At 58.7% G+C, this 25,737-nt stretch carries 27 protein-coding genes and 1 tRNA gene; 18 read left to right on the top strand and 10 right to left on the bottom strand.

Features of this window, described 5'->3' with window-relative positions:
• Positions 1 to 43 precede the first annotated feature (43 nt).
• From LPW11_RS21940 to LPW11_RS21905, 8 genes are all read right to left on the bottom strand, one after another.
• Positions 44 to 559 (bottom strand): SixA phosphatase family protein, encoded by a 516-nt coding sequence (locus LPW11_RS21940; RefSeq protein WP_230996000.1) that lies wholly within the window; start codon positions 557 to 559, stop codon positions 44 to 46.
• Between the two features lie 242 nt (positions 560 to 801).
• Positions 802 to 1,587 carry an ABC transporter permease gene (locus tag LPW11_RS21935; RefSeq protein ID WP_230995999.1) on the bottom strand — a complete coding sequence of 262 codons (786 nt, stop codon included), beginning with the start codon at positions 1,585 to 1,587 and terminating at the stop codon, positions 802 to 804.
• A 21-nt stretch (positions 1,588 to 1,608) separates the two neighbouring features.
• The gene (locus LPW11_RS21930) at positions 1,609 to 2,370 is read right to left on the bottom strand and encodes an ABC transporter ATP-binding protein (protein ID WP_230995998.1); all 762 of its coding nucleotides are present in this window, start codon (positions 2,368 to 2,370) and stop codon (positions 1,609 to 1,611) included.
• A 167-nt stretch (positions 2,371 to 2,537) separates the two neighbouring features.
• Positions 2,538 to 2,753: a hypothetical protein gene (locus LPW11_RS21925; RefSeq protein WP_230995997.1), complete on the bottom strand. Its 216-nt coding sequence runs from the start codon at positions 2,751 to 2,753 to the stop codon at positions 2,538 to 2,540.
• 233 nt (positions 2,754 to 2,986) lie between these two features.
• Entirely contained in the window at positions 2,987 to 4,021 is a 1,035-nt protein-coding gene (locus tag LPW11_RS21920; protein WP_230995996.1) for a phosphatase PAP2 family protein, read from the bottom strand.
• Positions 4,022 to 4,274: 253 nt separating this feature from the next.
• Positions 4,275 to 4,349, bottom strand: a tRNA-Cys gene (locus LPW11_RS21915).
• A gap of 65 nt (positions 4,350 to 4,414) precedes the next feature.
• Positions 4,415 to 5,008, bottom strand: coding sequence for a CDP-diacylglycerol--glycerol-3-phosphate 3-phosphatidyltransferase (pgsA, locus tag LPW11_RS21910; protein WP_230998340.1), 594 nt, complete (start codon positions 5,006 to 5,008; stop codon positions 4,415 to 4,417).
• A 24-nt stretch (positions 5,009 to 5,032) separates the two neighbouring features.
• Positions 5,033 to 5,623 carry a transglycosylase SLT domain-containing protein gene (locus tag LPW11_RS21905; RefSeq protein ID WP_230995995.1) on the bottom strand — a complete coding sequence of 197 codons (591 nt, stop codon included), beginning with the start codon at positions 5,621 to 5,623 and terminating at the stop codon, positions 5,033 to 5,035.
• 203 nt (positions 5,624 to 5,826) lie between these two features.
• On the opposite strand from LPW11_RS21905, the gene nadB reads away from it, so the two are divergent.
• The 14 genes from nadB to LPW11_RS21835 all read left to right on the top strand — a co-directional run bounded on the left by nadB (position 5,827) and on the right by LPW11_RS21835 (position 19,850).
• A complete protein-coding gene (gene nadB / locus LPW11_RS21900) occupies positions 5,827 to 7,419 on the top strand; it encodes an L-aspartate oxidase (protein ID WP_230995994.1) in 1,593 nt (530 codons plus the stop codon).
• 42 nt (positions 7,420 to 7,461) lie between these two features.
• Entirely contained in the window at positions 7,462 to 7,737 is a 276-nt protein-coding gene (pheA, locus tag LPW11_RS21895) for a chorismate mutase (protein ID WP_230995993.1), read from the top strand.
• Between the two features lie 19 nt (positions 7,738 to 7,756).
• Positions 7,757 to 7,966, top strand: a complete 210-nt coding sequence (locus tag LPW11_RS21890) for a hypothetical protein (RefSeq protein WP_230995992.1) — start codon at positions 7,757 to 7,759, stop codon at positions 7,964 to 7,966.
• Positions 7,966 to 10,653, top strand: coding sequence for a [protein-PII] uridylyltransferase (gene glnD / locus LPW11_RS21885; RefSeq protein WP_230995991.1), 2,688 nt, complete (start codon positions 7,966 to 7,968; stop codon positions 10,651 to 10,653). The genes LPW11_RS21890 and glnD overlap by 1 nt, the downstream gene beginning before the upstream one ends.
• The gene (xerD, locus tag LPW11_RS21880) at positions 10,650 to 11,531 is read left to right on the top strand and encodes a site-specific tyrosine recombinase XerD (RefSeq protein WP_230995990.1); all 882 of its coding nucleotides are present in this window, start codon (positions 10,650 to 10,652) and stop codon (positions 11,529 to 11,531) included. Before glnD ends, xerD begins: the two co-directional genes overlap by 4 nt.
• Positions 11,532 to 11,665: 134 nt before the next feature.
• Positions 11,666 to 12,862 (top strand): cofactor-independent phosphoglycerate mutase, encoded by a 1,197-nt coding sequence (locus tag LPW11_RS21875; RefSeq protein ID WP_230995989.1) that lies wholly within the window; start codon positions 11,666 to 11,668, stop codon positions 12,860 to 12,862.
• 377 nt (positions 12,863 to 13,239) lie between these two features.
• Positions 13,240 to 14,376 (top strand): sensor histidine kinase, encoded by a 1,137-nt coding sequence (locus LPW11_RS21870; RefSeq protein WP_230995988.1) that lies wholly within the window; start codon positions 13,240 to 13,242, stop codon positions 14,374 to 14,376.
• Positions 14,377 to 14,383: 7 nt separating this feature from the next.
• A complete protein-coding gene (locus LPW11_RS21865) occupies positions 14,384 to 16,372 on the top strand; it encodes an RHS repeat domain-containing protein (protein ID WP_230995987.1) in 1,989 nt (662 codons plus the stop codon).
• Positions 16,373 to 16,383: 11 nt separating this feature from the next.
• Positions 16,384 to 16,605 (top strand): hypothetical protein, encoded by a 222-nt coding sequence (locus LPW11_RS21860; RefSeq protein ID WP_230995986.1) that lies wholly within the window; start codon positions 16,384 to 16,386, stop codon positions 16,603 to 16,605.
• 192 nt (positions 16,606 to 16,797) lie between these two features.
• Positions 16,798 to 17,073 carry a hypothetical protein gene (locus tag LPW11_RS21855; RefSeq protein ID WP_230995985.1) on the top strand — a complete coding sequence of 92 codons (276 nt, stop codon included), beginning with the start codon at positions 16,798 to 16,800 and terminating at the stop codon, positions 17,071 to 17,073.
• Between the two features lie 179 nt (positions 17,074 to 17,252).
• Complete coding sequence (locus tag LPW11_RS21850; protein WP_230995984.1) at positions 17,253 to 17,555, top strand: hypothetical protein; 303 nt, start codon at positions 17,253 to 17,255, stop codon at positions 17,553 to 17,555.
• A 473-nt stretch (positions 17,556 to 18,028) separates the two neighbouring features.
• Complete coding sequence (locus LPW11_RS21845; protein ID WP_230995983.1) at positions 18,029 to 18,286, top strand: DUF6883 domain-containing protein; 258 nt, start codon at positions 18,029 to 18,031, stop codon at positions 18,284 to 18,286.
• A gap of 170 nt (positions 18,287 to 18,456) precedes the next feature.
• Positions 18,457 to 18,663 (top strand): DUF4926 domain-containing protein, encoded by a 207-nt coding sequence (locus LPW11_RS21840; RefSeq protein WP_230995982.1) that lies wholly within the window; start codon positions 18,457 to 18,459, stop codon positions 18,661 to 18,663.
• 218 nt (positions 18,664 to 18,881) lie between these two features.
• The gene (locus LPW11_RS21835; RefSeq protein WP_230995981.1) at positions 18,882 to 19,850 is read left to right on the top strand and encodes an REP-associated tyrosine transposase; all 969 of its coding nucleotides are present in this window, start codon (positions 18,882 to 18,884) and stop codon (positions 19,848 to 19,850) included.
• Between the two features lie 271 nt (positions 19,851 to 20,121).
• Here LPW11_RS21835 and lepB read toward each other — a convergent pair whose 3' ends face one another.
• Both lepB and lepA read right to left on the bottom strand, forming a co-directional pair.
• Complete coding sequence (gene lepB, locus LPW11_RS21830) at positions 20,122 to 20,784, bottom strand: signal peptidase I (protein ID WP_230995980.1); 663 nt, start codon at positions 20,782 to 20,784, stop codon at positions 20,122 to 20,124.
• Positions 20,785 to 20,841: 57 nt separating this feature from the next.
• Positions 20,842 to 22,641, bottom strand: coding sequence for a translation elongation factor 4 (gene lepA / locus LPW11_RS21825; RefSeq protein WP_230995979.1), 1,800 nt, complete (start codon positions 22,639 to 22,641; stop codon positions 20,842 to 20,844).
• Between the two features lie 426 nt (positions 22,642 to 23,067).
• Between lepA and LPW11_RS21820 the strand changes: the two genes are divergently transcribed.
• From LPW11_RS21820 to LPW11_RS21805, 4 genes are all read left to right on the top strand, one after another.
• The gene (locus LPW11_RS21820; protein WP_230995978.1) at positions 23,068 to 23,457 is read left to right on the top strand and encodes a DUF4398 domain-containing protein; all 390 of its coding nucleotides are present in this window, start codon (positions 23,068 to 23,070) and stop codon (positions 23,455 to 23,457) included.
• A gap of 21 nt (positions 23,458 to 23,478) precedes the next feature.
• Positions 23,479 to 24,477: an OmpA family protein gene (locus tag LPW11_RS21815; protein ID WP_230995977.1), complete on the top strand. Its 999-nt coding sequence runs from the start codon at positions 23,479 to 23,481 to the stop codon at positions 24,475 to 24,477.
• Between the two features lie 116 nt (positions 24,478 to 24,593).
• Positions 24,594 to 25,121, top strand: coding sequence for a FecR family protein (locus LPW11_RS21810; protein WP_230995976.1), 528 nt, complete (start codon positions 24,594 to 24,596; stop codon positions 25,119 to 25,121).
• On the top strand, positions 25,118 to 25,735 hold the full coding sequence (locus tag LPW11_RS21805) for an OmpA family protein (RefSeq protein WP_230995975.1): 618 nt from the start codon (positions 25,118 to 25,120) through the stop codon (positions 25,733 to 25,735). The genes LPW11_RS21810 and LPW11_RS21805 overlap by 4 nt, the downstream gene beginning before the upstream one ends.
• The last annotated feature ends 2 nt before the right edge of the window (positions 25,736 to 25,737 follow it).

Below are 25,737 nucleotides of genomic sequence, written 5' to 3'. Positions count from 1 at the left end.
AAGAGGCTTCACCGGCGCCCCGAGGACAACGACTTCCGTTTCGCTACTCCTCCCCCTTGGAGAGGCGGGAAACCGCCTGGTCGCGTGACTTCACGAGTTTTCCGCCGCCGGTGACCATCTGGACGAATTGAGCCGAGCCGTCGCCGGAGATCTTCACGGTGATCGCCATCCCCTTCGTGAGGGAGCAGTGCCCGATGTCGAGGAGGCGCCCGGTGACGCCCCCGAGATCGGGTTCGTGCCCCACGAAAGCGATCTCACTCGCTTCGTGGTACCTGTCGAGGAGCTTGCGCAGCCGCGTCGGGCTGAACCCCGGTCCCACCTCGGAGGAGAGCACGAGCTCCCCTTCATAGTCGAGCTCCTCTGCGAGAATGTCGGCGGTCTGCACCGCGCGGACCAGGGGACTCGTGACGATGAGCTTCGGTGCCATATCCGACTTTTTAAGAGTAGACGCCACTTCGCGAAACCGGCTTCGCCCCTTCGGAGTGAGGTATCGGTGATCCTCCTCTATCTCGGAGGAACGATCGACCGCTTCCGCATGACGAATGAGATGGATCTTCATTTCGAACCTCGCACTCTCATTTTCTGCTGCGTTTTCTCTAGTAGAAGCTTTTCTGGCCGCGACTGCGCCGCCATCTATTGTATACAGTTGTATTTCCAAAATCGCAAGAGGATTAAATGTGACTAACTGATAAATTGTGGCGCAGAATTTTCTGCATGGCAATCACTCTGAAAGTGGCGGAAAGTTTCGCTTGGCAATGATGAAGAGATAAAAATGGAGGGAATTCGGAGGCCGGCGACGCTTCAGTCGACTTTGAGCTGGTGGGCTGCGCTGAAATAGTGACGGCATCCTTGCAGGACGATGAGGTAGGAGGTTACCGCCACCGCTGCGGTGATGGCGCACATGATCGCTATCTGGTAGCGCACGGCGAGGACCGGGTCGGTTCCTGAGAGGATCTGCCCGGTCATCATCCCCGGGAGGGAGACGAGCCCCATCGCCGCCATCGTGTTCATCGTCGGCATCAATGCGGCCCGGAAGGCGCTGCGCACCGCGCTCTGCGAGGCCTGCCTCGACGTGGCGCCGAGGCAGAGTGCACCCTCTATCTCCTCGCGGCGCTCACGCATCTCGGAGGCCAGTCGCTCCGCGGCGAGGCTCGCGCCGTTCATGGAGTTCCCGACGATCATTCCGGCAAGGGGGATCAGGTAGCGCGGGTCGTACCACGGGGCGTAACGCACCACCGCGGCGCACAGGAGGAAAGTGGCGCCCCCGCACCCGATGAAGATGGAACTCCCCACCACCGTGTAAAAGCGCGGCATCTTGTTCCGGATCCTCCCGCCGATGACCTGCAGCGAGAAGGCACCCATGACAAGGAGCATGACCAGTACCGGAAGCGGACTGTCGACGGAAAAGACGATGTGCAGCAGGTATCCCATGGCGAAAAGCTGCAGCACCATGCGCACCGATGCCCAGAGCATCTGCCCTTCCTGCCCGACCCCTCTCAGGCGCGCAAGCGCGATGCTGAAAAGGATGAGGCCGTAGGCGACGGCGAGGTCGAGGAGAGTGAGGCTTACCATCTGGTCGCTTTCCATCGTGGATCCTTCTCGCGGCGTCTACGCCGGCTCCGCGAGGAATGTTCGCAGTTCCGGTGATTGCGGGTGGTTAAGGAGCGCGGCCGTCTTCCCCTCTTCGATGAGTCGCCCACCCTCGAGGAAGAGGAGGTAGTCCGCCACCTTCTCGGCGAGGCGCAGGTCGTGGGTGACGAGGATAATGGCGATTCGCTGCTCGTGGCTGATCTCCTGGAGGTTTGCGGCGAGCTGGTCGCCGGTGGGGCGGTCGAGGGCGCTGGTCGGCTCGTCCAGGAGAAGGACCTCCGGCCGCGTCACCAGCGCGCGGGCGAGGCTTACGCGCTGCTGTTCCCCGACGGAGAGGGTGCGCGCCTCCCTTTGAAGGAGCGCCGAGGGGACCCGGGCGAGGTTCATGGCGTAGGCCACATCGGGAGAGTCGGCATCCGGCAGCGGGGCCTGGCGGTAGAGAAAGGGGCGCTGCAGGTTGGACAGGACCGTCCCCTGGAACATGAAGGGCTTCTGGGGGACTGCGCCGACACGGCGCCGCAGCTGCAGAGGGTCGATATCGACAATGTCGGTGCCGGAGAGGAAGATCCGGCCGGAAGTCGGATCGCTCAGACGGTTGATGAGGCGGATGAGGGTGCTCTTTCCACCGCCGGAGGGGCCGATGATGACGGTAATCTCCGCGGCAGCGGCGGAAAAGGACACACCCCGCACGATCTCCGAGCGCTCACCGCGGGGGCTTTGGCGCTCCACGCGGATCTCTTCGAGGCGCACAAGCGCCGCCGCGCTCTTTTCCCGGTCCATGTCGTCTCCAGAGGGGGGTGAAGTGTGCGTGTACTATAAGTCAGCGATGTGAAGATTCAAAGGGTAAAGTGGCAGGAAAGAAGCTGGAGGGGATTGAAGCACCCCCTCCGGAGAGGGGGCGGACGGATCGGGCCGGAGGGCAGGGAGAGGCGACGCGCTCCCCTCCTTTAATGCCGCGCCGGGTCGTCAGTCCGCACCCGCACCCGGACCGGTGCACCTGAGCTGTGTATGTCCGTGAGGGTCAGCCATTGCCCTTCCTGCGCCACCACGGTCTTCGGGAGAGGGAGCGTCTCTTCAGCCTTGCGTCGGGCAGAGGGGATCAATGTGGCGAGAATTACCTTCGTTATGAGCAATGTGATGGTGATGACGACAAGCCAGATCATGTTCCCTCCTCAGTGCATGGCGCAGTGTCAAGTTCCACTGCAAGAAGCTAAAATTCAAGACCTGACCCCGGGGTCAGGTCTTGAATTATCAGTTTTTGCAAGAAGTCGGCCGACGGGGCTATGGTCTCTAATGTGCTGATTTAGCGAACGATGCGAGTGAGGGGGACGGTGCAGAGGGTGTCAGAGTTTTGAACAGCGGTCAAGAGACAGACAGGGGGGGAGGGTGCTCGGGGTCAGAACCTGAAGCTGCAGGCGAGTCCTGCGCCGTTTCCGGGGAGGAGCGTGGGGGCCACCACGAGCCGCGTCACCTTACCGGCTTCCTTCGCATCGCTCTGCGCCTCGGGGTGCCAGTAGTGCAGCAGCCGGGGGAGGAGAAAACCTGAGAAGAGACCGATGGCGGTCCCGGCAAGGACGTCGGTGGCGTAGTGGCCGTCCGCGACGATGCGCAGGATCCCTTCGAGTGAGGCGACCCCCAGTGCGGTGGCACAGACGGCACCCTCCGTCTCACGGTTTCCGTAGCTGTTCTGGTAGTGGTGGTGGGTGCAGAGAAGCCCGGCGCTGGTAAAGGCGTAGGCAGCGTGACCGCTCGGCATGCTGCGGTTCACTTCCTCCGACTCGCACTGCCCGTCCTTGCAGTTTCGCCCGAAGGGGCGCTCGCGTGCGATCTGCGTCTGGAGAAGGACCGAGACAAACGATGTGAAGGTGAACGATTCGAGGTCCATCAGCAGCGTCTCGTACAATCCGTCCCAGTCGCGGTCGCGGTAGCCGAGGGTGACAGCGGCATCTATTTCCGGTGCCGCTATCATGATGGCCATGATAACATCACTGGCGTTGTATACCCACCGCCGGTCGTCGGCATCCCCCCCCAGCCTGAGTGCGTTGCGCACCCCCTCATCGAAGTCGTTGCGCGAGCTCCACTTCGGCGTATCGGGGTCGATCGTCTCCAGGTAGAGTGAGGAGCCGATGGCGCCGACGGCGATCGCTTTTTCCCAGAGCGTGGATCGCCTCCATTTCCATGCGCCATGCCCAGCAGGTGGGGGCGCGGTGGCCGCGGCATTGGGGCCCGCGGCTCTCTTTTCGGCAACATCTGCGATTGGCGAGGCGGAAACGGCGGCAACGTCCATGCACGCCTGTGCGGGATGAGGAGGCTCCTGGTAGCAGGCTTCCTTTCCGAGATCAACCCCGGCGAGCGGGCTCCCGCTATCCTCCGCAGGGGCCGACACCGTGCAGTTCAGAACGAAGAGGAGCGTAAAGATGAGTATTCTCAATGCGGTCATGCTCACAATTAAAAAGCATAAACCTTACTCTGTCAAAGCAGTGTGAGTGTGGAACGCATCTGAAGGACACGCTGGTGTGACGGCATTGAACGTCGCTACGGCGCGATTCTATTGGCCGCCGGGATAGCAGTATCTGGCAAAGCTCGGTCTGAATGAAAGAAAGGGAGGAAAGTATCAGCGGGTCATGATGGGATGGCGGAATGAAAAAAGGGTTAGCCGTGAAAGCTAACCCTTTTTCCTATTATGGAGGCGGCGCCCGGATTCGAACCGGGGAATGAAGGATTTGCAGTCCTTTGCCTTACCACTTGGCCACGCCGCCCTGTTGTCAGAAGCGAACAACCTTATATCCTTTTTCGTTTTTGCTGTCAATGACAATTTTCATGGTCACTTGACGATGACCTTCATGAACTTGTAGAGGTAGTCCACGCCGGACCAGATGGTGATGATGGTGGCGATCCACAGGTAGAACATGCCGACGTTGTGCATGTTCGCCACCAGAAGCGGGTGGTCGACTGAGAAGAACCAGTGGTAGTCGTAGTGCAGCAAAAGCCCGATGATGGCGACGAGCTGGAAGATCGTCTTGAACTTTCCGAGCTGGCTCGCAGCGATGACGATCCCTTCCTGGGAGGCGATGCCGCGCAGTCCGGTGATGATGATCTCGCGTCCGAGGATCACCAGCACCATCCAGGCGGGAGCACGGTCGTACGGGAGGATCATGATGAGCGCCGCCATGACGATGAGCTTGTCGGCGATCGGGTCGAGGAACTGCCCGAAGACGGTGACGATCCCCATGCGGCGCGCCAGATAGCCGTCGAGCCAGTCCGTAAAGGAGGCTGCGGAGAAAAGGGCGGCGGCCCAGAAGCCGGAATCCCGCGAAGGGGAGAGGAGGAGCACGCACAACAGCGGAATGGCGGCGATGCGCAGCAGTGTGAGAATGTTCGGGGCGTTCAGGATCGGACTGTGGGGTTTGGACATCATCACGGCCTTTGCTGCTAACGGAGGTTAACGGTAGTTGTTTCGGTAACTCAAGACCTTGGAGACGTACTGTCTCGTCTCCTGATACGGAGGAATCCCGCCGTATCTGGCCACTTTGTTCAGGCCGGAGTTGTACGCCGCCAGCGCCAGTTCCTCGTTCCCCTTGAAGGTGTCGAGGAGAAACCTGAGGTAGCGCACGCCTCCGCGGATGTTGTCCGACGGGTTCAGGCTGTCGGCGACTTTCAGCCCCTGGGCGGTCTTCGGCATGAGCTGCATGAGCCCCTGCGCCCCTTTCGGGGAAACCGCGTTGGGGTTGTAGCCGCTCTCGGCGTGGATGACCGCCTTTACAAGCGAACAGTCGACTCCGAACTCCTTCGCGCACGACTGGATGATCGGCTCGAACTCTGCTGGATTCCTGGCGTAGCCGGGGAGTTTGAAGGAGGTGCGCAACTTCTTGTCCTTCTTCAAGTCGCGCATGAATATCTTGAAGCGCCTGTCTGTCGGGGCGTCGGTGAAATGCACCGTCCCGTCGGGATCCTCATAACGGTAGATATCCGCCGCGGCTGGGCAGGCTACGGCCAGAGCCAGACATATAAAGAGTGTCCGGTATATTTTCATGCGGTGCGTTTGCTTCCTTATAAGGTGGAGGAATGTAAAAGAACCTTGAAAGATATAGACGAAAGCACGGGATAATTCAAGGGTTAATCTATCCAGCGATTGCATAACAGGTCAAAAGCCTTGACAAAAAATGCACGGAAGTAAATAATTTGCCAGCTTAAATCCAAATCACCCTGCAAGACTCACCAAGTACTGGGGGTTTCATGAAGGTCCACAGTGATTTTCTTGTAATCGGCAGCGGCATCGCCGGGCTTTACTTTGCATTGCAGGCGGCAGATCATGGCACCGTCGCCATCGTAACGAAGCGTGAAATGAGCGAGACCGCCACGAACTACGCCCAGGGCGGGATCGCGTCGGTATCTTCCAGCGAGGACAGCTTCGACGCCCACGTGAAGGATACCATGGTGGCGGGTGCGGGGATCTGCCACGAGGACGTCGTGCGCATGGTGGTGGAGGAGGGGCCGGGGGTCATAAAGAACCTCATCGAGTGGGGGGTGCAGTTCAGCAAGGAGAACGGGGTCTATGACCTCACCCGCGAGGGTGGGCACAGCCAGCGCCGCATCCTGCACGCCCAGGACATCACCGGCCGCGAGATCCAGCGCGCCCTGGCGGTGGCGGCCCGAAAGCACAAGAACATCTCCATATACGAAGAGCACGCCGCGGTGGATCTCATCACCGAGAGCAAGATCTTCAAGAAGCAGCTTTCCCAGGACCGCTGCCTCGGCGCCCATGTCCTCGACATCAGCTCCGACACCGTAAAGACCTTCACGGCGCGCATCACGCTCCTTGCCACCGGCGGTGCGGGGAAGGTGTACCTGTACACCTGCAACCCCGACGTCGCCACCGGCGACGGGGTCGCGATGGCGTACCGCGCAGGCGCCACCGTCGCCAACATGGAGTTCATGCAGTTTCACCCCACGACCCTCTTTCACCCGAACGCCCGCTCCTTCCTTATCTCTGAAGCGGTGCGCGGCGAGGGGGCGATCCTGCGGCGCCGCGACGGCACCGCCTTCATGGAGCACTACCACCCCCTGAAGGACCTCGCCCCGCGCGACATCGTGGCCCGCGCCATCGACAACGAGATGAAGACGCACGGCGACGACTGCGTCTATCTCGACATCACCCACCGCGACCCGGAGTACATCACCGGGCGCTTCCCCAACATCTCCAAGACCTGCCTGGAGTTCGGCCTCGACATGACCCGCGAGATGATCCCGGTCGTACCCGCGGCCCACTACCTGTGCGGCGGCGTCGCCGTGGACAAGAACGGCGAGAGCGACGTGAAGAACCTCTACGCCATCGGCGAGGCCGCCTTTACCGGTCTGCACGGCGCGAACCGCCTCGCCAGCAACTCCCTCCTGGAGGCGGCGGTCTACGCGGGGCGCGCCTACCGGCATGCGGTGGATACCTTCAAGAGCTTCGAATTTCCCGACTCCGTCATCCCCGAGTGGGACAGCAGCCACGCCACCAACTCCGATGAAATGGTCGTCGTCTCCCAGAACTGGGACGAGGTCAGGCGCTTCATGTGGAACTACGTGGGGATCGTGCGCTCGGACAAGAGGCTGGCGCGCGCCATGCGGCGCATCCGCCTCATCCAGGACGAGATCGAGGAGTACTACTGGAACTTCACCGTCACCTCCGACCTCATCGAGCTGCGAAACATCGCCACCGTGGCCTACCTCATCATCGCCTGCGCGCAGCAGCGGAAGGAGAGCCGCGGCCTGAACTACAACATCGACCACCCGAACCAGGACGATTCCCTGCCGCGCGACACCTACATGAAAAAGACGGCCTAGACCGGGTGATCCCGTACCATCAGGATGAGCGAAGAGAAACGAATGACCATAGACGATATCAGGAAGGCGATAGACGCCCTCGACAGCGATCTTCTGCGCATATTCAACGAGCGCGCGGAGCTTGCGCTGAAGATCGGGAAGCTGAAGAAGGAAAAGGGGCTCCCGGTCTATGACCCTTCCCGCGAGAAGAAGATCTTCGCCAGGATGACCGCCGAGAACGCCGGTCCCCTGGATGATGCCGCCATCGTGAGGCTTTTCGAGAGGGTGATCGACGAGTCGCGTCGCCTGGAGCGGATCCGCACGGAGGGGGAACACTGATGCCCGGAAGGAGAGCACTGTGCTGATAGTCATGCGCAAAGAGGCGGACGAAAAGGCCCAGGACTGCGTGAAGGCCTACCTCATCGAACGCGGGTTCGACATCCACCAGTCGACCGGCGCGAACCGCGTCATCATCGGGGTCATCGGGGACACCGGGAGCCTCTCCGAGGCGGACCTGGAAAAGCTCCCGGGGGTGCTTCAGGTGGTAAGGATCGCAAAGGAAGAGTGATGCAGTTCAATATAGACGGCTACCTTTCCCACTCGCTGAAGAGCTCCTCCGCGAAGTTCGAGGATAAGCGGGACGCCTACCTGGCGGCGGCCCGGGAGTTCCTGGAACACTACCGCGAGGAGATCAAGCGCGTGCACCGGGAAGGAGCCGGCGGCGTGGAGGTGGTTGAGCTCATCACCGCCATGTCCGACTCCCTCATTACCCGCCTCTTCAGCGTCCTCTCCAGCGACCTGAAAACCAGAACCAGCGATGTCTCCCTCGTCTGCATCGGCGGCTACGGGCGACGGGAACTCAATCCCTACTCCGACCTCGATCTCATGTTTCTCTACAACGGGAAGGACCTGCAGGGGGTGGAGGCGGTGGCGAGCCGTCTTCTCTACTTCCTGTGGGATCTGAAGCTCGATGTGGGGTACTCCGTGCGCACCATCTCCGACTGCGTGGAGATGGCCGCGGGGGACTCCACCGTGAAGACCGCCCTTCTCGACGCGCGTCTCCTGACCGGAAGCGAGCCCCTCTTTCACGAGTTCAAGAAGGTCATGGTGAGCCAGGTACTTGCCAAGAGAAGCGACGCCTTCATCGACGAGAAGCTGGAGGAGTTGAAAAAAAGGCGGGAGAAATACGGCTCCAGCGTCTACATCCTCGAGCCCCACCTGAAGGAAGGGGAGGGGTGCCTGCGCGACCTGCACACCGCCCTTTGGTGCGCAAAGATAAAGTACAAGGTGGACGAGCCGCGCGAGCTCATCGTGAAGGGTGTTCTCTCCGACGAGGAGCTCTCCCTCTACACCGACTCGCTGAGCTACCTCTGGCGCATCCGCAACGAACTGCACTACCTCGCCGGGCGCAAGAACGACCAGCTGACCTTCGACGTGCAGACGACGGTGGCGAACTTCTTCGGATACTTCGACCACGGCAAGAGCCTCGGCGTCGAGGAGTTCATGCGTGACTTCTATCGCCACGCGAACCACGTGGAGTACATAAGCTCCCTCATGTTCGCCCGCTGCACCCAGCGCGAGGCTGCCGCCGCCCGGAAGATCCTCGGCTACTTCACCAGGAGACCTGTGGGGGACGGCCTTTTCGTCATGCGCGGAGAGATCGTCGTGCCTGACGAGTCGCTGGCGGTGAAGGAGCCGGCGACCCTCATGCGCATCTTCGAGCACGCCCAGAGGCAGGGGGTGGGGCTCTCGGTGGCCACCCAGGGTCTGGTGCGAAATTCCCTCGAGCTCGTGAACGACAAGTTCCGCCGCAACAAGGAAGTCAATGCCTCCTTTGTGCGGATCCTCCAGTCGGAGAAGCTCGTCGCGGAAACGCTGCAGAAGATGCACCAGCTCGGCTTTCTGAACCGTTTCCTCCCCGAGTTCGAGCGGATCTACTGCAAGGTGCAGCACGACGTCTACCACATCTACACTGTCGACACCCACACCCTCTTCGCCATCGACGAGGTCATGAAGCTGTGGCGCGGCGAGCACCAGACGGCGCTGCCGCTTCTTACCGAGCTCGCCCGCTCCGTGGACAAGCGCTGGCTTCTGCTTCTGGCGGTCATGCTGCACGACGTCGGGAAAGGGGGCGGGGGGGGACACGCCGAGCGCGGCGCAGAGCTTGCCCGCACCGTCGCCAGAAGGATGGGGCTCACGAAGGAGGACGGCGACCGCCTCGTCTTCCTCGTGCGCCAGCACCTCCTCATGGCCCACATCGCCCAGCGCCGCGATCTGCACGACGAGAAGATGATCATCCAGTTCGCCCGCCAGATGGAGAAGAGCGAGAACCTGAAGCTCCTCTATCTCCTTACCTATGCGGACATCCGCGCGGTCGGGCCGGAGGTGTGGACGGACTGGAAGGCGCTTCTCCTGCAGGAGTTGTACGAGAAGGCATTCCAGGTGCTGGAGCGCGGCGATTTCAAGCTGGAGGCATCGAGCGACCGGGTGCGCAGGACGAAGCGTGCGGTCTTCGACCTCATGCGCGAGGAATGGCCGGGACAGGCGGTGAAGGACGAGCTGCAGGCGCTCACCACGCGCCACGTCCTCTCCTACACGCCGGAGACGATCGCCGGGCACCTCGGGACGCTGTTGCAGCTTTCCGGAAAGACCCTCCTGGTGCTGAGGCTCTCCCACGAGACGGAGCGCGGCTACACGAACTGCACCGTCTGCACCTACGACGTGCCGGGGCTCTTCTCCATGATCACCGGCGTCATGGCCGCAAACGGCATGAACATTCTCGGGGCCCAGATCCACACCAACACGAACGGAAAGGTCCTCGACATCCTCCAGGTGAACTCCCCGCAGGGTTTCGTCATCACCGAGGAGAACCGCTGGAAGCGGTTCGAGTCCGACCTGCGCCAGGTGCTGCAGGGAGAGGTGCGCGTCGGCGACCTGGTGACGAAGCGCTACCGCCCGAGCATCCTCGCCGGAAAGGCGAAGCCGAAGTTCCCGGCGCGGGTGGAGATCGACAACGAGGTCTCCAGCGACTACACCGTCATCGACGTCTACGCCCACGACAAGGTGGGCCTTTTGTACGGCATAACGAGCACCTTGACGAGGCTCGGCCTCTACATCGGGGTCTCCAAGATTTCCACCAAAGTCGACCAGGTCGCCGACGTCTTCTACGTCAAGGACATCTTCGGCCAGAAGGTGACCGACCCTGTGAAGCTCGAGGAAGTGAAGGTGGAGCTTTTGAGCGCGATAGAAGAGTGAGCGACGCATATCTCGACATCTTTCTCACCCACCTGACTGTGGAGAAGGGGGCGGCAGCCAACACGATAGAGGCGTACAGCCGCGATCTCGGGAAGTACCTCGATTATCTCGGGGGAACGCCGCTGCAGCAGGTGCGGCCGACCCACCTTGCCGACTACCTCTCTCTCCTGAAGGGGAAGGGGATCTCCCCCCGCAGCCGGGCGCGCGCTCTCTCCGCGATCCGCACGCTGCACCGCTTTCTGGTGGAACAGGGGTACTCCGAGACAAACCCCACCTCCAGCACGGAGGCGCCGAAGGGGATAGTGCGGCTCCCGTCGGTGCTCTCGGGGAGGGAAGTCGAGGCGCTCCTTGCTGCGCCGCAGGGGGAAGGGGCGATCGAGGTGCGGGACCGGGCGATGCTGGAGTTACTCTACGCCACCGGCCTGCGCGTATCGGAGCTGGTGGGGCTGAAACTCGCCGAGGTGAACCTGCCGGCGGGGTACCTGATGACGGTCGGGAAAGGGAGCAAGGAGCGGCTCGTCCCGATCGGGCAGAGCGCCTGCCTCGCGGTCGGGCACTACCTGGGGGAAGCGCGGCGCACCCTTCTGGGGGAAGGGGAGAGCAGGTTTCTCTTCGTGAGCAGGCTCGGGGACGGCATGAGCCGCCAGGCGTTCTGGAACATCGTGAAGCGGCGGGCACTGGAGGCGGGGGTGGTGAAGAACATCTCGCCCCACACGCTGCGGCACTCATTCGCCACGCACCTCCTGGAGAACGGCGCCGACCTGCGCAGCGTGCAGATCATGCTCGGGCACGCTGACCTTTCCTCCACGCAGATTTACACCCACGTGACGCGGGAGCGGCTGAAGCGGCTTCACGCAGAGAAGCACCCCCGCGGCTAGCCTCATGAGCCAGGGTCAGGTCTTGAAAGTTGGCATTTTCAAGGTACGGGGTCAGGTCTTGAAATTTGGCATTGTTGGCTGAAGAACACGCAGTTGAAAAACTCGATGAGGAATAAAGGGGAAGGGAAGGGCTCATGAAATACATTGTACTGCTGGGCGATGGGATGTCGGATGAGGCTTTGGATGTGCTGGGGGGGAAGACTCCGCTGCAGGTGGCGAACACGCCGAATATGGACCTGATGGCCCGCCGCGGGACTCTCGGCATGGCCCACACCGTCCCCGAAGGGTACCCCCCCGGCAGCGATGTGGCGAACCTCTCCATGTTTGGCTACGATCCTTCCCTGTGCTACACCGGCAGGTCTCCTCTGGAAGCCGCCAGCATAGGGGTGGAACTCGCCTCCGACGATGTGGCCTTCCGTATCAACCTCGTGCATCTCAAGGAGGAGGAAGGGAAGATCACCATGGGTGACTACTCCTCCGGTCATATCTCCACCGCGGAAGGTGCCGAGCTCGTAACGGAACTGCAAAAGCAGCTCGGTGATGAAAACTTCTCCTTCCACCCTGGCGTCAGCTACCGTCACCTCCTCGTCTGGCACCACGGAAAAGAGAAGCTGCAGCTCACTCCGCCGCACGACATCAGCGGCCAGGAGATCAACGATTTTCTCCCCAAAGGGGACGGGGCGGACGATCTCATCGATCTCATGAACTCCTCCCAGATGATCTTCAGCAGACATCCGCAGTACCAGCAGAGAGCGGGGCAGGGGAAGACACCAGCGAATTCGATCTGGCCGTGGGGGCAGGGGAAGGCCCCGGCGATGGAGACGTTCCAGGCGAAATTCGGCCTGAGCGGTGCCGTCATCTCGGCCGTCGATCTCATCAAGGGGATCGGCGTCTATGCCGGCCTCGACATCGTCAATGTTCCCGGCGCCACCGGGTACGTGGACACCAACTGGTCCGGAAAGGCTCAGGCCGCCCTCGATGCGCTCAAGGAGAAGGACTTCGTCTTTCTGCACGTTGAGGCGCCCGACGAGGCATCGCACTCGGGGAACCTCGCCGACAAGATAAAGGCAATCGAGCTATTTGACGCACTCGTTGTGGGACCTGTTCTCGAGGGTCTGAAGGGGCTCGGGCCGTACCGGGTCCTGTGCGCTCCGGACCACCCGACGCCGATCAGGTTGAAGACTCACACCGCCGATGCTGTGCCTTTCGTGATCTATGCGGGTGAAGAAACGGATAAGACCGTGGCGGGGTATGACGAGGTTTCCGCCGCGGCATCAGGTGTCGTAGTGGAAAAGGGATTCCGCCTCATGGAGATGCTGCTGGAGCGCTAGCAACCGCTCGCGTGATGCTTTACATCAATGCCCCGCCCGGTCACTCCGGCGGGGCATTTTTGTGGCTGGTATGACGCCCGCTGACACTTGTAGGCCGGAATAAGCGCTAGCGTTTCCGGCATTCGCTGCCGCGCGGCTGCGTCTGTGGTGGACTGCCGGGAACGCCTGGCGGCTTATCCCGGCCTACATGACACCCTCTTCCTTGCGTGGTCGCAGTCGCGGAGAAAGAAATAATTTCGGAGCCGGATTTTGTTTGGTTAACGAGAAAATCTTTGGTATCGTATACAGCTTTCGGGCCTACACGTCTCGCCTGCGCTCTCCTTCTTTTTCTGCCTCATACCCCCAGAGCCCGCTCACCCAGGCATTGCGGAGGAGTCATGCCTGTTTCGTCTGAAGAAAAAAGCGATGCAAACGGCCTCCTGACGGCGGTACTGGAGCAGTATGCCGACTTCTACGACTGCGCCCCCGTCGGTTTTGTCACCCTCGATGCGGGTGGGATGGTCACCGCCGCGAACCTGAGGGCGGCAAGCCTTCTGGGGGTGGAGCGCTTCCGTCTCATCGGCAGGCACCTGGAGTTCTTCCTCGCCCCTTCCTGCCGCAAGCCTTTCATGAAGATGGTGCAAAGGGTCTTTGAACTGCAGGAAAAGGAGTCGTGTGACGTGAAGCTGAGCGGGATGTGGGGGGAGCCGCATTTCGCACGCATAGAGGCTACCGCCTCCCGTTCCGGAACGGAGTGCCGCGCCGTCATCATCGACATCACTGATCAGCGGCGAGCGGAGCAGGAGGTACGAAACCTCAATGAAGAGCTGGAGCGGCGCGTCCTGGAGAGAACGGCGCAGCTGCAGGCGGCGGTGCGGGAGCAGGAATCGTTCAGCTACACCGTCTCGCACGACCTGCGCGCTCCTTTGCGCCACATCAACTGCTATGCCTCCATCCTCCAGGAGGAGCTCGCCGGCACCCTCTCGCCAGAGCTCAACCGCCACCTCGATCGCATCTGCGCCGTGAGCCGCCACATGGGGGACCTCATCGACAACCTCCTGAAGCTCCCGCGCATCGGGTACGCAACCATGGTGCGCGAGCCGGTAAACGTGAGCGAGCTGGCAACGAGTGTGGTGTCGCTCCTGCGTGAGGCGGACCCGGAGCGGGCCGTGGAGGTGACGGTGCAGAAGGATATCGTCGCCGAGGCAGACAAGACCCTTCTCTGGGTGGTGTTGAAAAACCTCCTGGAAAACGCCTGGAAGTACACCTCGAAGGTCTCTCCCGCGCGCATCGAGGTAGGCACGCGCGAAGCCGATGCAGGGTCCATTTATCTCGTGCGCGACAACGGGGCGGGATTCGACATGGCCTACAAGAATCAGCTCTTCGGAGTCTTCCAGCGGCTGCACGGCGACGAGTACGGCGGGCTCGGCATCGGCCTCGCCACGGTGAAGCGGATCGTGGAGCGGCACGGTGGATCCGTCTGGGCGGAAGGTAAACCAAACGGCGGTGCAACGTTTTTCTTCACGCTCGGGTAGCAATAGAGTGAATCGCAGGATAAAGCGCCGACGCGAGAAAGAAGGGGAAATTTGCCTGCTCCACGGCCCGCTCCTGAACCCGGCGAAACGAGACGTTCGGCTTGACGCTGCCGAATACGACAGCGCGGGACGAAAGACGAAGGAAACCCGCCCGCTGGGACAGGCGACAGTGTACACCTACTATCCGGACGGGCTGCTGAAGACCGTGACCGATGCCAAGGGGCAACTGACCACCTACTCCTACGATCCGGTCGGGCACCTCACTGAGGTTCTGTACGCGGACGGCAGGAAGGACACCTTTGACTACGACGGTGCCGGGAATCTCACGAGCTACGGAAAGGGGGGGGTGAGTGGAAACATCGGCTATGACGAGCTGAACCGTAAGGTCTCGGAGACGGTGAACTTCGGCACCTTCAGCAAGAGCTTCAGCTACAGCTACGACGCCAGGGGGAACAAGGAGACTTTCGTCTCGCCGGAAGGGACCGCCTACACCTACGGGTACGACAAGAACAATCAGCTGACCTCCATTACCTTCCTCGGGAGACAGGTGGTCCTCGACTACGACCGCGGAAGGCTGTGGAAGACGGCCTTCCCGAATGGCCTCTTCACGGAGTACGGCTACAACGACGCCTCGTGGCTTTCCTCCATGACCAGGAAGAACGCGGGCGGCACCGTGGAGGAGAACGGCTACGGCTTCGACAAGATTGGCAACATCATTTCGAAAGGCTCCGGGGCGGGAAGCAGCGCCTATGGCTACGACTTGACCTATCAGCTTACCAGCGCGACCCATCAGACGCTGCCCGCGGAAGGGTTCAGCTACGACGACGCCGGCAATCGAACCGCGTCTTCCCGCGGCGCCGAGAGCGCCTCGTACAGCCACAACGGCAGCAACGAGACGCAGGCGGCGGGAAGCGCCACCTTTACCTACGACGCCAACGGCAACACGGTTTCGAAGACCGAGGGCGAGGCGACCACGACCTTCGTGTACAACTCCGCAGACCGGCTGGAGCAGGTGTTTCTGCCGGACGGCAGCACGGCGACGTACACCTACGATCCTTTCGGCAGAAGGATCAAGAAGGATGTCAACGGCGAGATTACCTACTACCTCTACTCCGACGAGGGGCTGATAGGGGAGTATGACGCAAGCGGCAACGCGGAAAAGGGGTACGGGTGGAAGCCCGACGGCATCTGGGGAAGCGATCCGCTCTTTATGACGGAGGACGGGAATTACTACTTCTACCAGAATGATCACCTGGGGACGCCGCAGAAGCTGGTAGACGATGCCGGGAATATTGTGTGGGCTGCGGAGTATACAGCCTTCGGCGAAGCCGTCATCGATCCGGCCTCGACGGTGGAAAACAACCTGCGTTTCCCGGGCCAGTACTTCGATGAGGAGACAGGGCTGCACTACAACTGGCACAGGTACTTCAATCCTGCGGTCGGACGGTATGTGCAAGTTGACCCCCTCGGTTTTGCCGCAGGAGATGCCAATCTTTATAGATATGTTGGAAACTCGGTTCTCAAATACGTCGACCCGGCTGGTTTCACTAAGGGCGATTGGTGGGATTTAAGAACATGGGTATCTGTCTCCTATAGCTCCACTGTCTTCTTTAAAGGCAGTACCATAAATAATGGTGTTGAGCAAAAAACTACCAGCACTGATTGGTTTGGTGCAAGTATTGACATACAAATAGGTTCGCAGATACCGATTAATAAGCAGTATAGTGAAACTACACTTGGCTTTAGTAGGCATTTAGGCGTTGGGGTATATAGCGAAGATGGCTGTGGTGTTAAATCAAAAGGAGGAATTGCTTTACACTTTGGGCTAGGTATACCTCTGATACCTCCAGTTCCACTGAGTAAAACAACTACATATCCATCTACAATTCCAACGCAGCCATCATTCCCTAAAGACCTTGAGATAAGGAATCCGCCATCAAGGCCTAGGCCACTTGACAACATAGAATATAAGACTCGTCATTACTACAGGTCATAGGGAGAGATAGTGTGAGATTTCCAAAAGATGATTATGCAACCCTTATGGTTATTGGCATCATTGGATTTGTTGTTTTTACTGTAGTGCCCATGGATAAGGTCTTTGGCTTTATGTCAAAGAGCACTGAGGCCTATGTGGTTGTGGTTGTAGTGGCAGCCATAATCAGTGTCCCAGGGTTTCTCTACCTCAAAAAAGTAATAAAAAGATTCGAAAAGAATAAATGGGACAAGTAGCATGTACAGTTGCTTCGACTGCCTTGGAGTCTAGCGGCCGCCTGTTCTCTGACAACCAGTTCGAGGGGGGGGTGGATTCTATTCTTAATTGCACCAGTTGATGTAAAAGCAGGACAAAGCCACACCAAGGGGTCACATCTGGACATTGGACAAAAGTAATTTAGCCTCTTCCTGAAAAGGAGGAGGTGCGAGATGACTAGACCATTGCGGATTGAGTTTGAAGGGGCTCTTTATCACGTAACATCGCGAGGGAACGAGCGGAAGAAGATCTTCTTTACGAAGCGGGATTATGAGAAGTTCAGGGAATATCTTTTGGAAGCGAAGAAAAAATTCGGCTTCATTATTCAAACCACACCAAGGGGTCACATCTGGACATTGGACAAAAGTAATTTAGCCTTCTTCCTGAAAAGGAGGAGGTGCGAGATGACCAGACCATTGCGGATCGAAAAAGCACTGTGGCGCTACTAACAAGCACATCAGCGAGGTTCTTTTGCTGCGAACGAGTAGCTCGGCGGCGAAGATACACCAAAGATTGATAAAAGAGCTTGAGTGCAATGACGGGTTGAAGCGGCAGTTGCAGGCCCTGGAAAGGGCGTTGTCCTTTGTCCAGGTCTGACCCCTGGGGGTGACCCCCTCAGCGTGACCCTGTGGGGCTGTACGGGGATGATTACAACTGGTACAGGTTTGTGTTGAATAATCCTCAGAATTCCTTTGATGTTAACGGTCTCAGAAAGCTCAACCTGCTGAACCCCGACAAAGACCCCGAGATGTATGGTGCTTTCCAAGCAGCACCCGACGTGGGTGGCGCTTTCACGCTGACCATTACAGGGCACACTACAAAGCAGGCTCTTGCTAAAGGTAGGCCGCTTACCTTTGGTGGTATGACTGCTCATCAGCTTGCCGAGCAAAACCACACCAAGGGGTCACATCTGGACATTGGACAAAAGTAATTTAGCCTCTTCCTGAAAAGGAGGAGGTGCGAGATGACCAGACCATTGCGGATTGAAAAAGCACTGTGGCGCTACTAACAAGCACATCAGCGAGGTTCTTTTACTGCGAACGAGTAGCTCGGCGGCGAATACACACCAAAGATTGATAAAAGAGCTTGAGTGCAATGACGGGTTGAAGCGGCAGTTGCAGGCCCTGGAAAGGGCGTTGTCCTTTGTCCAGGTCTGACCCCTGGGGGTGACCCCCAAATACTTACCAGTATGCGCTCAACACTCCAACTTCTTTAATCGATGAGGATGGGCTCAACCCAGGTCCCATTCATCCCGGCAATGGGCCATTTGGAGTAGTAGATATTAGGTCAGGTAACAACTTTATTGATCACACTGTTCTAGGCGCACTTAACACTGCAGCAAATGCTGCCAATTTCGTTGCAAATAGCTTGTGGCCAGTCATCAACTACCTGGGATCAGATGATATGGTGGCACTAGCACAGGCTACCCCGGTGATGCCAGATGATATTCTTGCTGCGGTCTTTGCCGATTTATCAAGGTTTGGGAGGATTGCAAAAGGTGCACAGTGCGAAAAAACTCAATTAAGTGTTCAGGATAAGTTGCAAAGATATCTATTGAATACTAATCACCCGAAGGGAAAAGATAAAGCCATATGGTTTGAGAAAGCCCTCGGGTTTAACCTTAGCAATGCTGATAATTTGGCTAAACAAGATTATATTTAACCCGAAAAGCGCGGTTGTCAGAGAAGTAACCCAACACGGGACCACATACAATCAAGTCATTCCAATCATAGGAACAAATGGAAAGGTTATTGACGTTATCTTTGAATGGATTAGTAACAATGATGGCATAGTTAGACTTGTTACCGCTATTCCAAGCAAGAGGTGATGCTATGAAATTTAAAGAGTATGACGTTGTTAGATTGATGTGTGATGTTCCTAGCTATAATTTAAAAAAAGGTGATACTGGTACTGTACTGATTGTGTTTGACCCACAGTCAGACGAATATGAAGTCGAGTTTTGCGATGAAGAAGGAATAACTCTAGCGCTTGTGACTCTGAAAGGTCATCAACTAGAAATTGTGTGGACAGAGTTTTGAAAGCATAAACGAAGCAGTCCCTGGCATAAGGAAGCACCACACCAAGGGGTCACATCTGGACATTGGACAAAAGTAATTTAGCCTCTTCCTGAAAAGGAGGAGGTGCGAGATGACCAGACCATTGCGGATTGAAAAAGCACTGGGGTCACACCAAGGGGTCACACCTGGACATTGGACAAAAGTAATTTAACCTCTTCCTGAAAAGGAGGAAGTGCGAGATGACCAGACCATTGCGGATTGAGTTTGAAGGGGCTCTTTATCACGTAACATCGCGAGGGAACGAGCGGAAGAAGATCTTCTTTACGAAGCGGGATTATGAGAAGTTCAGGGAATATCTTTTGGAAGCGAAGAAAAAATTCGGCTTCATTCTTCATTGTTACGTGTTGATGTCAAACCACTACCATTTGCTAATAGAAACACCGAGAATGAATCTTCAAAGAGTCATGCATTATTTGAATGGGTCGTATTCAGTCTATACCAACACAAAGCGGAAACGGAGCGGCCATCTTTTTCAGGGGAGATATAAGTCCATTGTCATAGATAAAGACAGCTACTTGGCAGAGTTGAGCCGCTACATACATCTAAATCCGGTTCGGGCGAAGATTGTTGTGCGGCCAGAAGACTACCCTTACAGCAGTTATCACGCCTACGTGTCGGATATCACCGACGGGATGGTGAGCAGTCGAAGTATCCTCGCCACTTTCGGAGCTGATGTCAGCCAGGCGAAATCTGCCTACAGGGCCTTCGTTGAAGTTGTGATCGCTGAGGGTACGGAAAGCCCCCTGGAGAAGGCTTACCCCGGCGGCATCCTCGGTGACGAAGCATTTGTGGCTGACGTACTCTCAAACGTTGACAGTAATCGACTTGATGACGAGGAGGTAGCACATAGGAAGGCTCTGAGCCAAACGATGCATGTGGAAATGACTCTTGGTCGACTCTGCCAGCACTTTGGTTGTGCCTTGGATGAAGTTAAGAGGAAAGGGGATATCAGGCGTAAGTTGTGCGTCTACGTGCTGAAAAAGCACTGTGGCGCTACTAACAAACATATTAGCGAGGTTCTTTCGCTGCGAACGAGTAGCTCGGCGGCGAAGATACACCAAAGATTGATAAAAGAGCTTGAATGCAATGACGGGTTGAAGCGGCAGTTGCAGGCCCTGGAAAGGGCGTTGTCCATTGTCCAGGTCTGACCCTCCGGGCTGAGTGACCCTACGGGCTGAGTGACTTTCTGGGCTGACCGACCCTCTGGGCTGACCCGGAAGGTAAACCAAACGGCGGTGCAACGTTCTTCTTCACGCTCGGGTAAGAATGGACTGAGCGCAGGAAAATTGCCGCACGTAAAAAGGCCCTCCGGAGCTTCTCCAGAGGGCCTTTTCTTTAGTATGAACCCCATCCCCCTCCTGTCCTCCCCCTTGAAAGGGGAGGGACGTGCTGCCGGCGGCGGAGGTCACGAACCTTTTCTTAGTCGATCAACTTCCCGATGCTGCCGAAGCGGACGCGGAAGTTGTCCTTGTCCCAGGACCAGTACTTGATGAAGGCGAGCCCCTTGATCTTCTCGTTGCTCACAAAACCCCAGAAGCGGCTGTCGTAAGACCTGTCCCTGTTGTCCCCCATGACGAAGTAGGCGTTCGCCGGCACCTTCACCGGACCCATGAAGTCGCGCGGGTTCTGCTCCTTCGGGATGATGTCCTGCTCCTTGTGCACTTCGTGCGGGTTGTCGTACGCCTTGCCGTTGACGTACACCTTCTTGTTGATCACCTCGACGGTGTCGCCCGGGGTACCGACGACGCGCTTGATGAAGTCCTTGGAGGGATCCTCCGGGTATTCAAAGACGATGACGTCCCCCTGCCTCGGATCGCGCAGCTTCACAAGACGTGAATCGGTAAAGGGGATCTTGGTGCCGTAGATGAACTTGTTGACCAGGATGTGGTCGCCGATGGCGAGGGTATCTTCCATGGAACCCGAAGGGATCTTGAAGGCCTGCACCACGAAAGTGCGGATCACCAGAGCCAGGAGCACCGCGATGATGATCGACTCTGCGTACTCACGCACCACGTGTTTCGTCTTGACGGGCTTCACATCCTGCACCGGGGCTTCACCCGTAATGTTCTTAAGATCTTCCATTTGTCCTTTTCCTTTTCGTCTCATGGGAGCCCCTTCAGGGCGTCCGGGATTTTACGGCTACCCTTCGACCTTGAGGATTGCCAGGAATGCTTCCTGGGGGAGTTCCACGTTCCCCACGTTCTTCATTCGCTTCTTCCCTTCCTTCTGCTTCTCCAGAAGCTTGCGCTTCCTGGTGATGTCGCCCCCGTAGCACTTGGCGAGAACGTCCTTCCTGAGAGCCTTCACCGTTTCGCGGGCGATGACCTTCGCGCCGATGGCGGCCTGGATGGCGATCTCGAACATCTGGCGCGGTATCAGCTCCTTCATCTTGCTGACCAGCTCCCGGCCGCGGTAGTACGCCTTGTCCTTGTGGATGATGAGTGAGAGGGCGTCGACGACCTCGCCGTTGATCATGATGTTGAGGCGCACCAGGTCGCTCTGACGGTAGTCGAGGATCTCGTAATCGAGCGAGGCGTACCCTTTTGTGATCGACTTGAGGCGGTCGTAGAAGTCGAGAACGACCTCGTTCAGGGGAAGCTCATACACTACCATAACACGCGTCGGCGTCAGGTATTTGATCTCCCGCTGCACGCCGCGCTTTTCCTCGCAAAGGGCGAGGATCCCCCCCACGAACTCGTTCGGCACGTGGATGGAGGCGAGGATGAACGGCTCCTCGATGTAGGCGATGTCCTGCACCGGCGGGAGCTGGTTCGCGCTCTCGATCGTCGTCATCGTCCCGCTGGGCGCGTGCACCCTGTACACGACGGTCGGGGCTGTGGTGATGAGCTCGAGGTTGAACTCGCGCTCCAGGCGCTCCTGGATGATCTCCATGTGCAAGAGCCCGAGGAAGCCGCAGCGGAAGCCGAAGCCGAGCGCCAGGGAGGTCTCCGGGTCGTAGGAGAAGGAGGAGTCGTTGAGCTTCAGTTTTGCAAGCGCGTCGCGCAGCTGCTCGTACTGGGAGGTGTCGATCGGGTAGAGGCCGGAGAAGACCATCGGCTTCACCTCCTTGTACCCGGGGAGCGCGGTGTCACACGGCTTGTGCAGGTGCGTCACCGTGTCGCCGACCTTCGCGTCGGAGACGTCCTTTATCCCGGCGATGAGGAAGCCGACCTCGCCGCAGGAGAGACCGGGGACCTCGCGCATGTCGGGGGCGAAGACGCCGACCTTCAGCACCTCGTGGGTCTTCCTGGTGGACATGAGCTGGATCTTGTCCCCCTTCTTCACCGTGCCGTCCATGATGCGCACGAGGATGATGACCCCCTGGTACTGGTCGTACCACGAGTCGAAAAGGAGCGCCTTCAGCGGCTTTTCGGGGTCGCCGACCGGAGGGGGGATCTTCTTCACGATCTCCTCGAGTATCTCCTTTGTCCCGATTCCTTCCTTTGCGCTCGCAAGGACTGCGTCATGGGTGTCGAGGCCGATGATCTCCTCGATCTCCTGCTTGACGCGCTCCGGCTCGGCCGCGGGGAGGTCGATCTTGTTGAGGACCGGGAATACTTCCAGGTTGTTGTCCAGCGCAAGGTAGACGTTGGCAAGGGTCTGCGCTTCCACACCCTGGGAGGCGTCCACCACGAGAAGCCCCCCCTCGCAGGCGGTGAGGGAGCGGGAGACCTCGTAGGTGAAGTCGACGTGCCCCGGGGTGTCGATAAGGTTTAGGATGTAGTCTTTGCCATCGTCGGCGCGGTAATTGAGACGGACGGTCTGCGCCTTGATGGTGATGCCGCGCTCTCTTTCGAGGTCCATCTTGTCCAGAAACTGGTCCTGTTTTTCCCTGTCGGAGAGGGCGCCTGTAAATTCGAGAAGTCTGTCGGCGATGGTCGACTTGCCGTGATCGATGTGGGCGATGATGGAGAAATTGCGGATATGCTCGATTACCATAACGTCCTTTATTGTGGGGAGTTTAGCCAATGAATGATATATAAGAGGGGCTGGATTGTAAAGGGATTTCTGGCGGAAAAAGGGTGGAGACAGCGGCGCGAAGGTGCTTAAAGGCAGGGCTTTGTGCAACTTTTCTCATTCTTCGTCTGCACTGTCCGCACTATTACTCTGGTCTGTCTCTGCTTTCTTCTCCAAATTCTTCACATTGAGCCCTCCATCCTTCTTATTCTTATAAAGATTAGCAAAAACCAATCTGACTTATCCCTTCCGCGTAATTCTCATCCACTGAGTCCTGCCGCCTTCACATAGCTTCATTTCACGCACGGCGCACCCTTTCTTCGGGGGTTGAAAGGAGAGTGCCGCAAAATCTGATAAAATTTACACTGGTGTAGACGCACTAATTCAAACGATCGGGAGGCGACCACTATGCATTCAAATAACATCAAGCTGCACGGCCTACCCGCAGCGCTGGCGCTCCTGGGGCTTGCCCTCCTCGGAGGGTGCGCCGCCACGAGCGAAATGGCGACAGGCAGGATCGACGCGGCCGACAAGGCCGTTGCCGTAGCAAGTGAAGGAAATACGAGGACAGTGGCTCCGGCCGAGCTCAGAATGGCGCAGGACAAGCTAAACGCCGCGAAGGCTGCCCAGATAAACCAGGATTACGATGGGGCAATGAGACTCGCCAACGAGGCGGCGGCTGATGCCGACTACGCCCGCGCGAGGGCAACGACGGCAAGAACACAGCAGATGGTGAAGGACGTTCAGGAGAGCGTGAGCATGCTCAGAAAGGAGATACAAAACAGCCAGTCACCGTAATACCTCGGAGGTAAAAGGGCCATGATTCATACCGCAAGCAGAGTGTTGACGATAGCCGCTGCCCTCGCGCTCGTTCCGCTGGGGCTGGTCATCGGAGGGTGCAGTTCCACACTCGACGATACCTATGCCCAGGACCAGCTTGAGCAGGCGCGAGCGGCGTATGCGGCAGCAAAAGCCGATCCGCATGTGGAGGCCACCGCTCCCGACATGCTTCTGGAGGCGAACCTGGCGCTGCAGGAGGCGGAAAAGGCACATAACGCGGACAAGATGAGCAGCTTCGCCTACGTCGCGCAAAAGAAGGTGCAGACCGCGCGTAGCATGACAGAAGGGAAAATGGCTGAGGCGCAGCTGCAAAAGATGAGCAAGGAGAACACGGCGCTCCTCATGCAGAAACGTGAACGCGAGGCGCGCCTGGCAAACGAGCGGGCTGCCATGACTGCCCAGGAAGCGCGCCAGGCCAAGGAACAGATGGCCACACGGGAGCAGGAGCTCGCGAAGGTCCGTCAGGAAGCCCAGCAGAACGCCGCGACGGCTGAAGAGGCGAGAAAGACCTCGGAACAGGCACGGGCCGAGGCGATGCAGGCCCGGACCGAGCAGGCCGAGCTTATGAGGGAACTTTCCAACATGAAGGCGACGGAGACGGAGCGCGGGCTTGTGGTGACGCTCGGCGACGTCCTCTTCGAGACGGGAAAATCCGACATATCGCCGCGCGCGAAGAATGCCATAGACAAACTCGCGGACTTCCTGAACAACCATCCGGACCGCAACCTGATGATCGAGGGGTACACCGACAACGTTGGGAGCGCGGCGTACAACAAGGATCTCTCTGAAAGGAGGGCGGACGCAGTGCGCCAGGCCCTGGCCGATCGCGGTGTCGACGACGACCGCATCAGCATCAAGGGGAACGGCAAGACAAACCCGGTGGCGAGCAACGACACCCGCCACGGCAGGCAGCTGAACCGCAGGGTGGAAGTCATCATCCTGAACCAGGGTGCTGCCGGAGGGCGCGTTTCGCAGTAAGATGTCCCTTTAGAGGCACCGGGAGCTATCCCGGTGCGCAGAGGTGCAATAGAGCCGGGCGAGGAGAGTACCTTCCCTTGCCCGGCCTTTCCCGGAGGGAGAAAGGGTGCAATCAGATGGACTTTCTCAATGACAAAGGGGGCTTCACCGGTAGTGCTACCTTCCACGCTATGCACCTGCGGCAAGCAGGGGCAAGACTTCTCTTTTTCATCCTTGTCGTCTTCCTGTCCATCGCAGATCCCTGCACTGTTTCCGCCGAGGCGCCTCAGGGGCGGGTAGGCATGGTCAAGAACGTATCGGGCGAAGGATACGTCGTCCGCGATGGCCGCCGTCTCCCAGCCACGGTGGGGTTTCAGCTTCTCCGGGGGGACAGGCTTCTCACCGGCAGCAATGGCACCATGGGGGTCCTGCTGGAGGATGACACGGCCCTCTCGCTCGGGCCCTCCACCGAAAGTACCATCGAGCACTTTGCCTACGACCCGGCCCGCGGAAGTCTCGGGATGGTGGTGCGGGTCGCGCGGGGCGTCTTCGGCTATCTCTCGGGCAAGATCGCAAAGCTCGCACCAGGGAGCGTACGGGTAGAGACACCGGTTGCCACCCTCGGGGTCCGAGGGACCTACTTCGTCGCCAGGATAGAGCCATGACTCCGTTCCTCCGCCTCCCCCCGGCGTATTGCTGCTGTCTCCTTTTGCTCGCCATCCTCTCCGGGTGCGCGGCGCCAAAGAGCTATGTGGTCCTCCTACCGAAAGAGGGGGAGCCTCCCGGTGAGGTCGTTGTCTCCACCTTGGAGGGGAGCCAGGTGCTGAACCAACCGTGGGAAAAGGTGGAGATCCGGAATGATCTGGTCCCCCCCGGGAAGCCTGAGAGGGTAGGGGAGATGAACGCGCAGTCGGAGGTTCTGAAGGTTCTGTCCGCCCTTCCGCCACAGCCCGTGCACTTCGTCCTTTTCTTCCATTTCAACTCCACAGAGCTGACCGCGCAGTCGCAGCGCCTCCTGCCCGAGATCGTCAGATGCGTGCAGCAACGTCCTGCTGCCGAGGTGATCATCGTAGGGCATACAGATACGGTGGCATCTGAGCCATACAACTACGACCTCGCCACCCGGCGCGCTCGGAAGGTCCTTAACCTCCTGCAGAAGATGGGAGCGGCGCCGCTCCGGGTCGACCTCCTTTCCCGCGGCGAATGCGAGCTCAAGGTGCAGACCCCCGATCAGACGTCGGAGTCGTGCAACCGGCGGGCGGAGGTAACGGTACGCTGAGA

The sequence above is a fragment of the Geomonas sp. RF6 genome, assembly GCF_021044625.1.
Lineage (GTDB): Bacteria > Desulfobacterota > Desulfuromonadia > Geobacterales > Geobacteraceae > RF6.
The sequence above is the reverse complement of the archived record's forward strand: the minus strand, read 5'-3'. Positions and strand labels throughout refer to the sequence as shown.

Bases quoted from the DNA above. Each gene is read 5' to 3' on its own strand.
- LPW11_RS21925 (WP_230995997.1), bottom strand. From the start codon at position 2,753: ATGATCTGGCTTGTCGTCATCACCATCACATTGCTCATAACGAAGGTA.
- LPW11_RS21815 (WP_230995977.1), top strand. From the start codon at position 23,479: ATGATTCATACCGCAAGCAGAGTGTTGACGATAGCCGCTGCCCTCGCG.
- LPW11_RS21810 (WP_230995976.1), top strand. From the start codon at position 24,594: ATGGACTTTCTCAATGACAAAGGGGGCTTCACCGGTAGTGCTACCTTC.
- LPW11_RS21940 (WP_230996000.1), bottom strand. From the start codon at position 559: ATGAAGATCCATCTCATTCGTCATGCGGAAGCGGTCGATCGTTCCTCC.
- LPW11_RS21870 (WP_230995988.1), top strand. From the start codon at position 13,240: ATGCCTGTTTCGTCTGAAGAAAAAAGCGATGCAAACGGCCTCCTGACG.
- LPW11_RS21805 (WP_230995975.1), top strand. From the start codon at position 25,118: ATGACTCCGTTCCTCCGCCTCCCCCCGGCGTATTGCTGCTGTCTCCTT.
- LPW11_RS21935 (WP_230995999.1), bottom strand. From the start codon at position 1,587: ATGGAAAGCGACCAGATGGTAAGCCTCACTCTCCTCGACCTCGCCGTC.
- LPW11_RS21930 (WP_230995998.1), bottom strand. From the start codon at position 2,370: ATGGACCGGGAAAAGAGCGCGGCGGCGCTTGTGCGCCTCGAAGAGATC.
- pheA (WP_230995993.1), top strand. From the start codon at position 7,462: ATGACCATAGACGATATCAGGAAGGCGATAGACGCCCTCGACAGCGAT.
- LPW11_RS21840 (WP_230995982.1), top strand. From the start codon at position 18,457: ATGAAATTTAAAGAGTATGACGTTGTTAGATTGATGTGTGATGTTCCT.
- LPW11_RS21835 (WP_230995981.1), top strand. From the start codon at position 18,882: ATGACCAGACCATTGCGGATTGAGTTTGAAGGGGCTCTTTATCACGTA.
- lepB (WP_230995980.1), bottom strand. From the start codon at position 20,784: ATGGAAGATCTTAAGAACATTACGGGTGAAGCCCCGGTGCAGGATGTG.
- lepA (WP_230995979.1), bottom strand. From the start codon at position 22,641: ATGGTAATCGAGCATATCCGCAATTTCTCCATCATCGCCCACATCGAT.
- LPW11_RS21820 (WP_230995978.1), top strand. From the start codon at position 23,068: ATGCATTCAAATAACATCAAGCTGCACGGCCTACCCGCAGCGCTGGCG.
- nadB (WP_230995994.1), top strand. From the start codon at position 5,827: ATGAAGGTCCACAGTGATTTTCTTGTAATCGGCAGCGGCATCGCCGGG.
- LPW11_RS21905 (WP_230995995.1), bottom strand. From the start codon at position 5,623: ATGAAAATATACCGGACACTCTTTATATGTCTGGCTCTGGCCGTAGCC.
- pgsA (WP_230998340.1), bottom strand. From the start codon at position 5,008: ATGATGTCCAAACCCCACAGTCCGATCCTGAACGCCCCGAACATTCTC.
- LPW11_RS21855 (WP_230995985.1), top strand. From the start codon at position 16,798: ATGACTAGACCATTGCGGATTGAGTTTGAAGGGGCTCTTTATCACGTA.
- glnD (WP_230995991.1), top strand. From the start codon at position 7,966: ATGCAGTTCAATATAGACGGCTACCTTTCCCACTCGCTGAAGAGCTCC.
- LPW11_RS21845 (WP_230995983.1), top strand. From the start codon at position 18,029: ATGGTGGCACTAGCACAGGCTACCCCGGTGATGCCAGATGATATTCTT.
- LPW11_RS21875 (WP_230995989.1), top strand. From the start codon at position 11,666: ATGAAATACATTGTACTGCTGGGCGATGGGATGTCGGATGAGGCTTTG.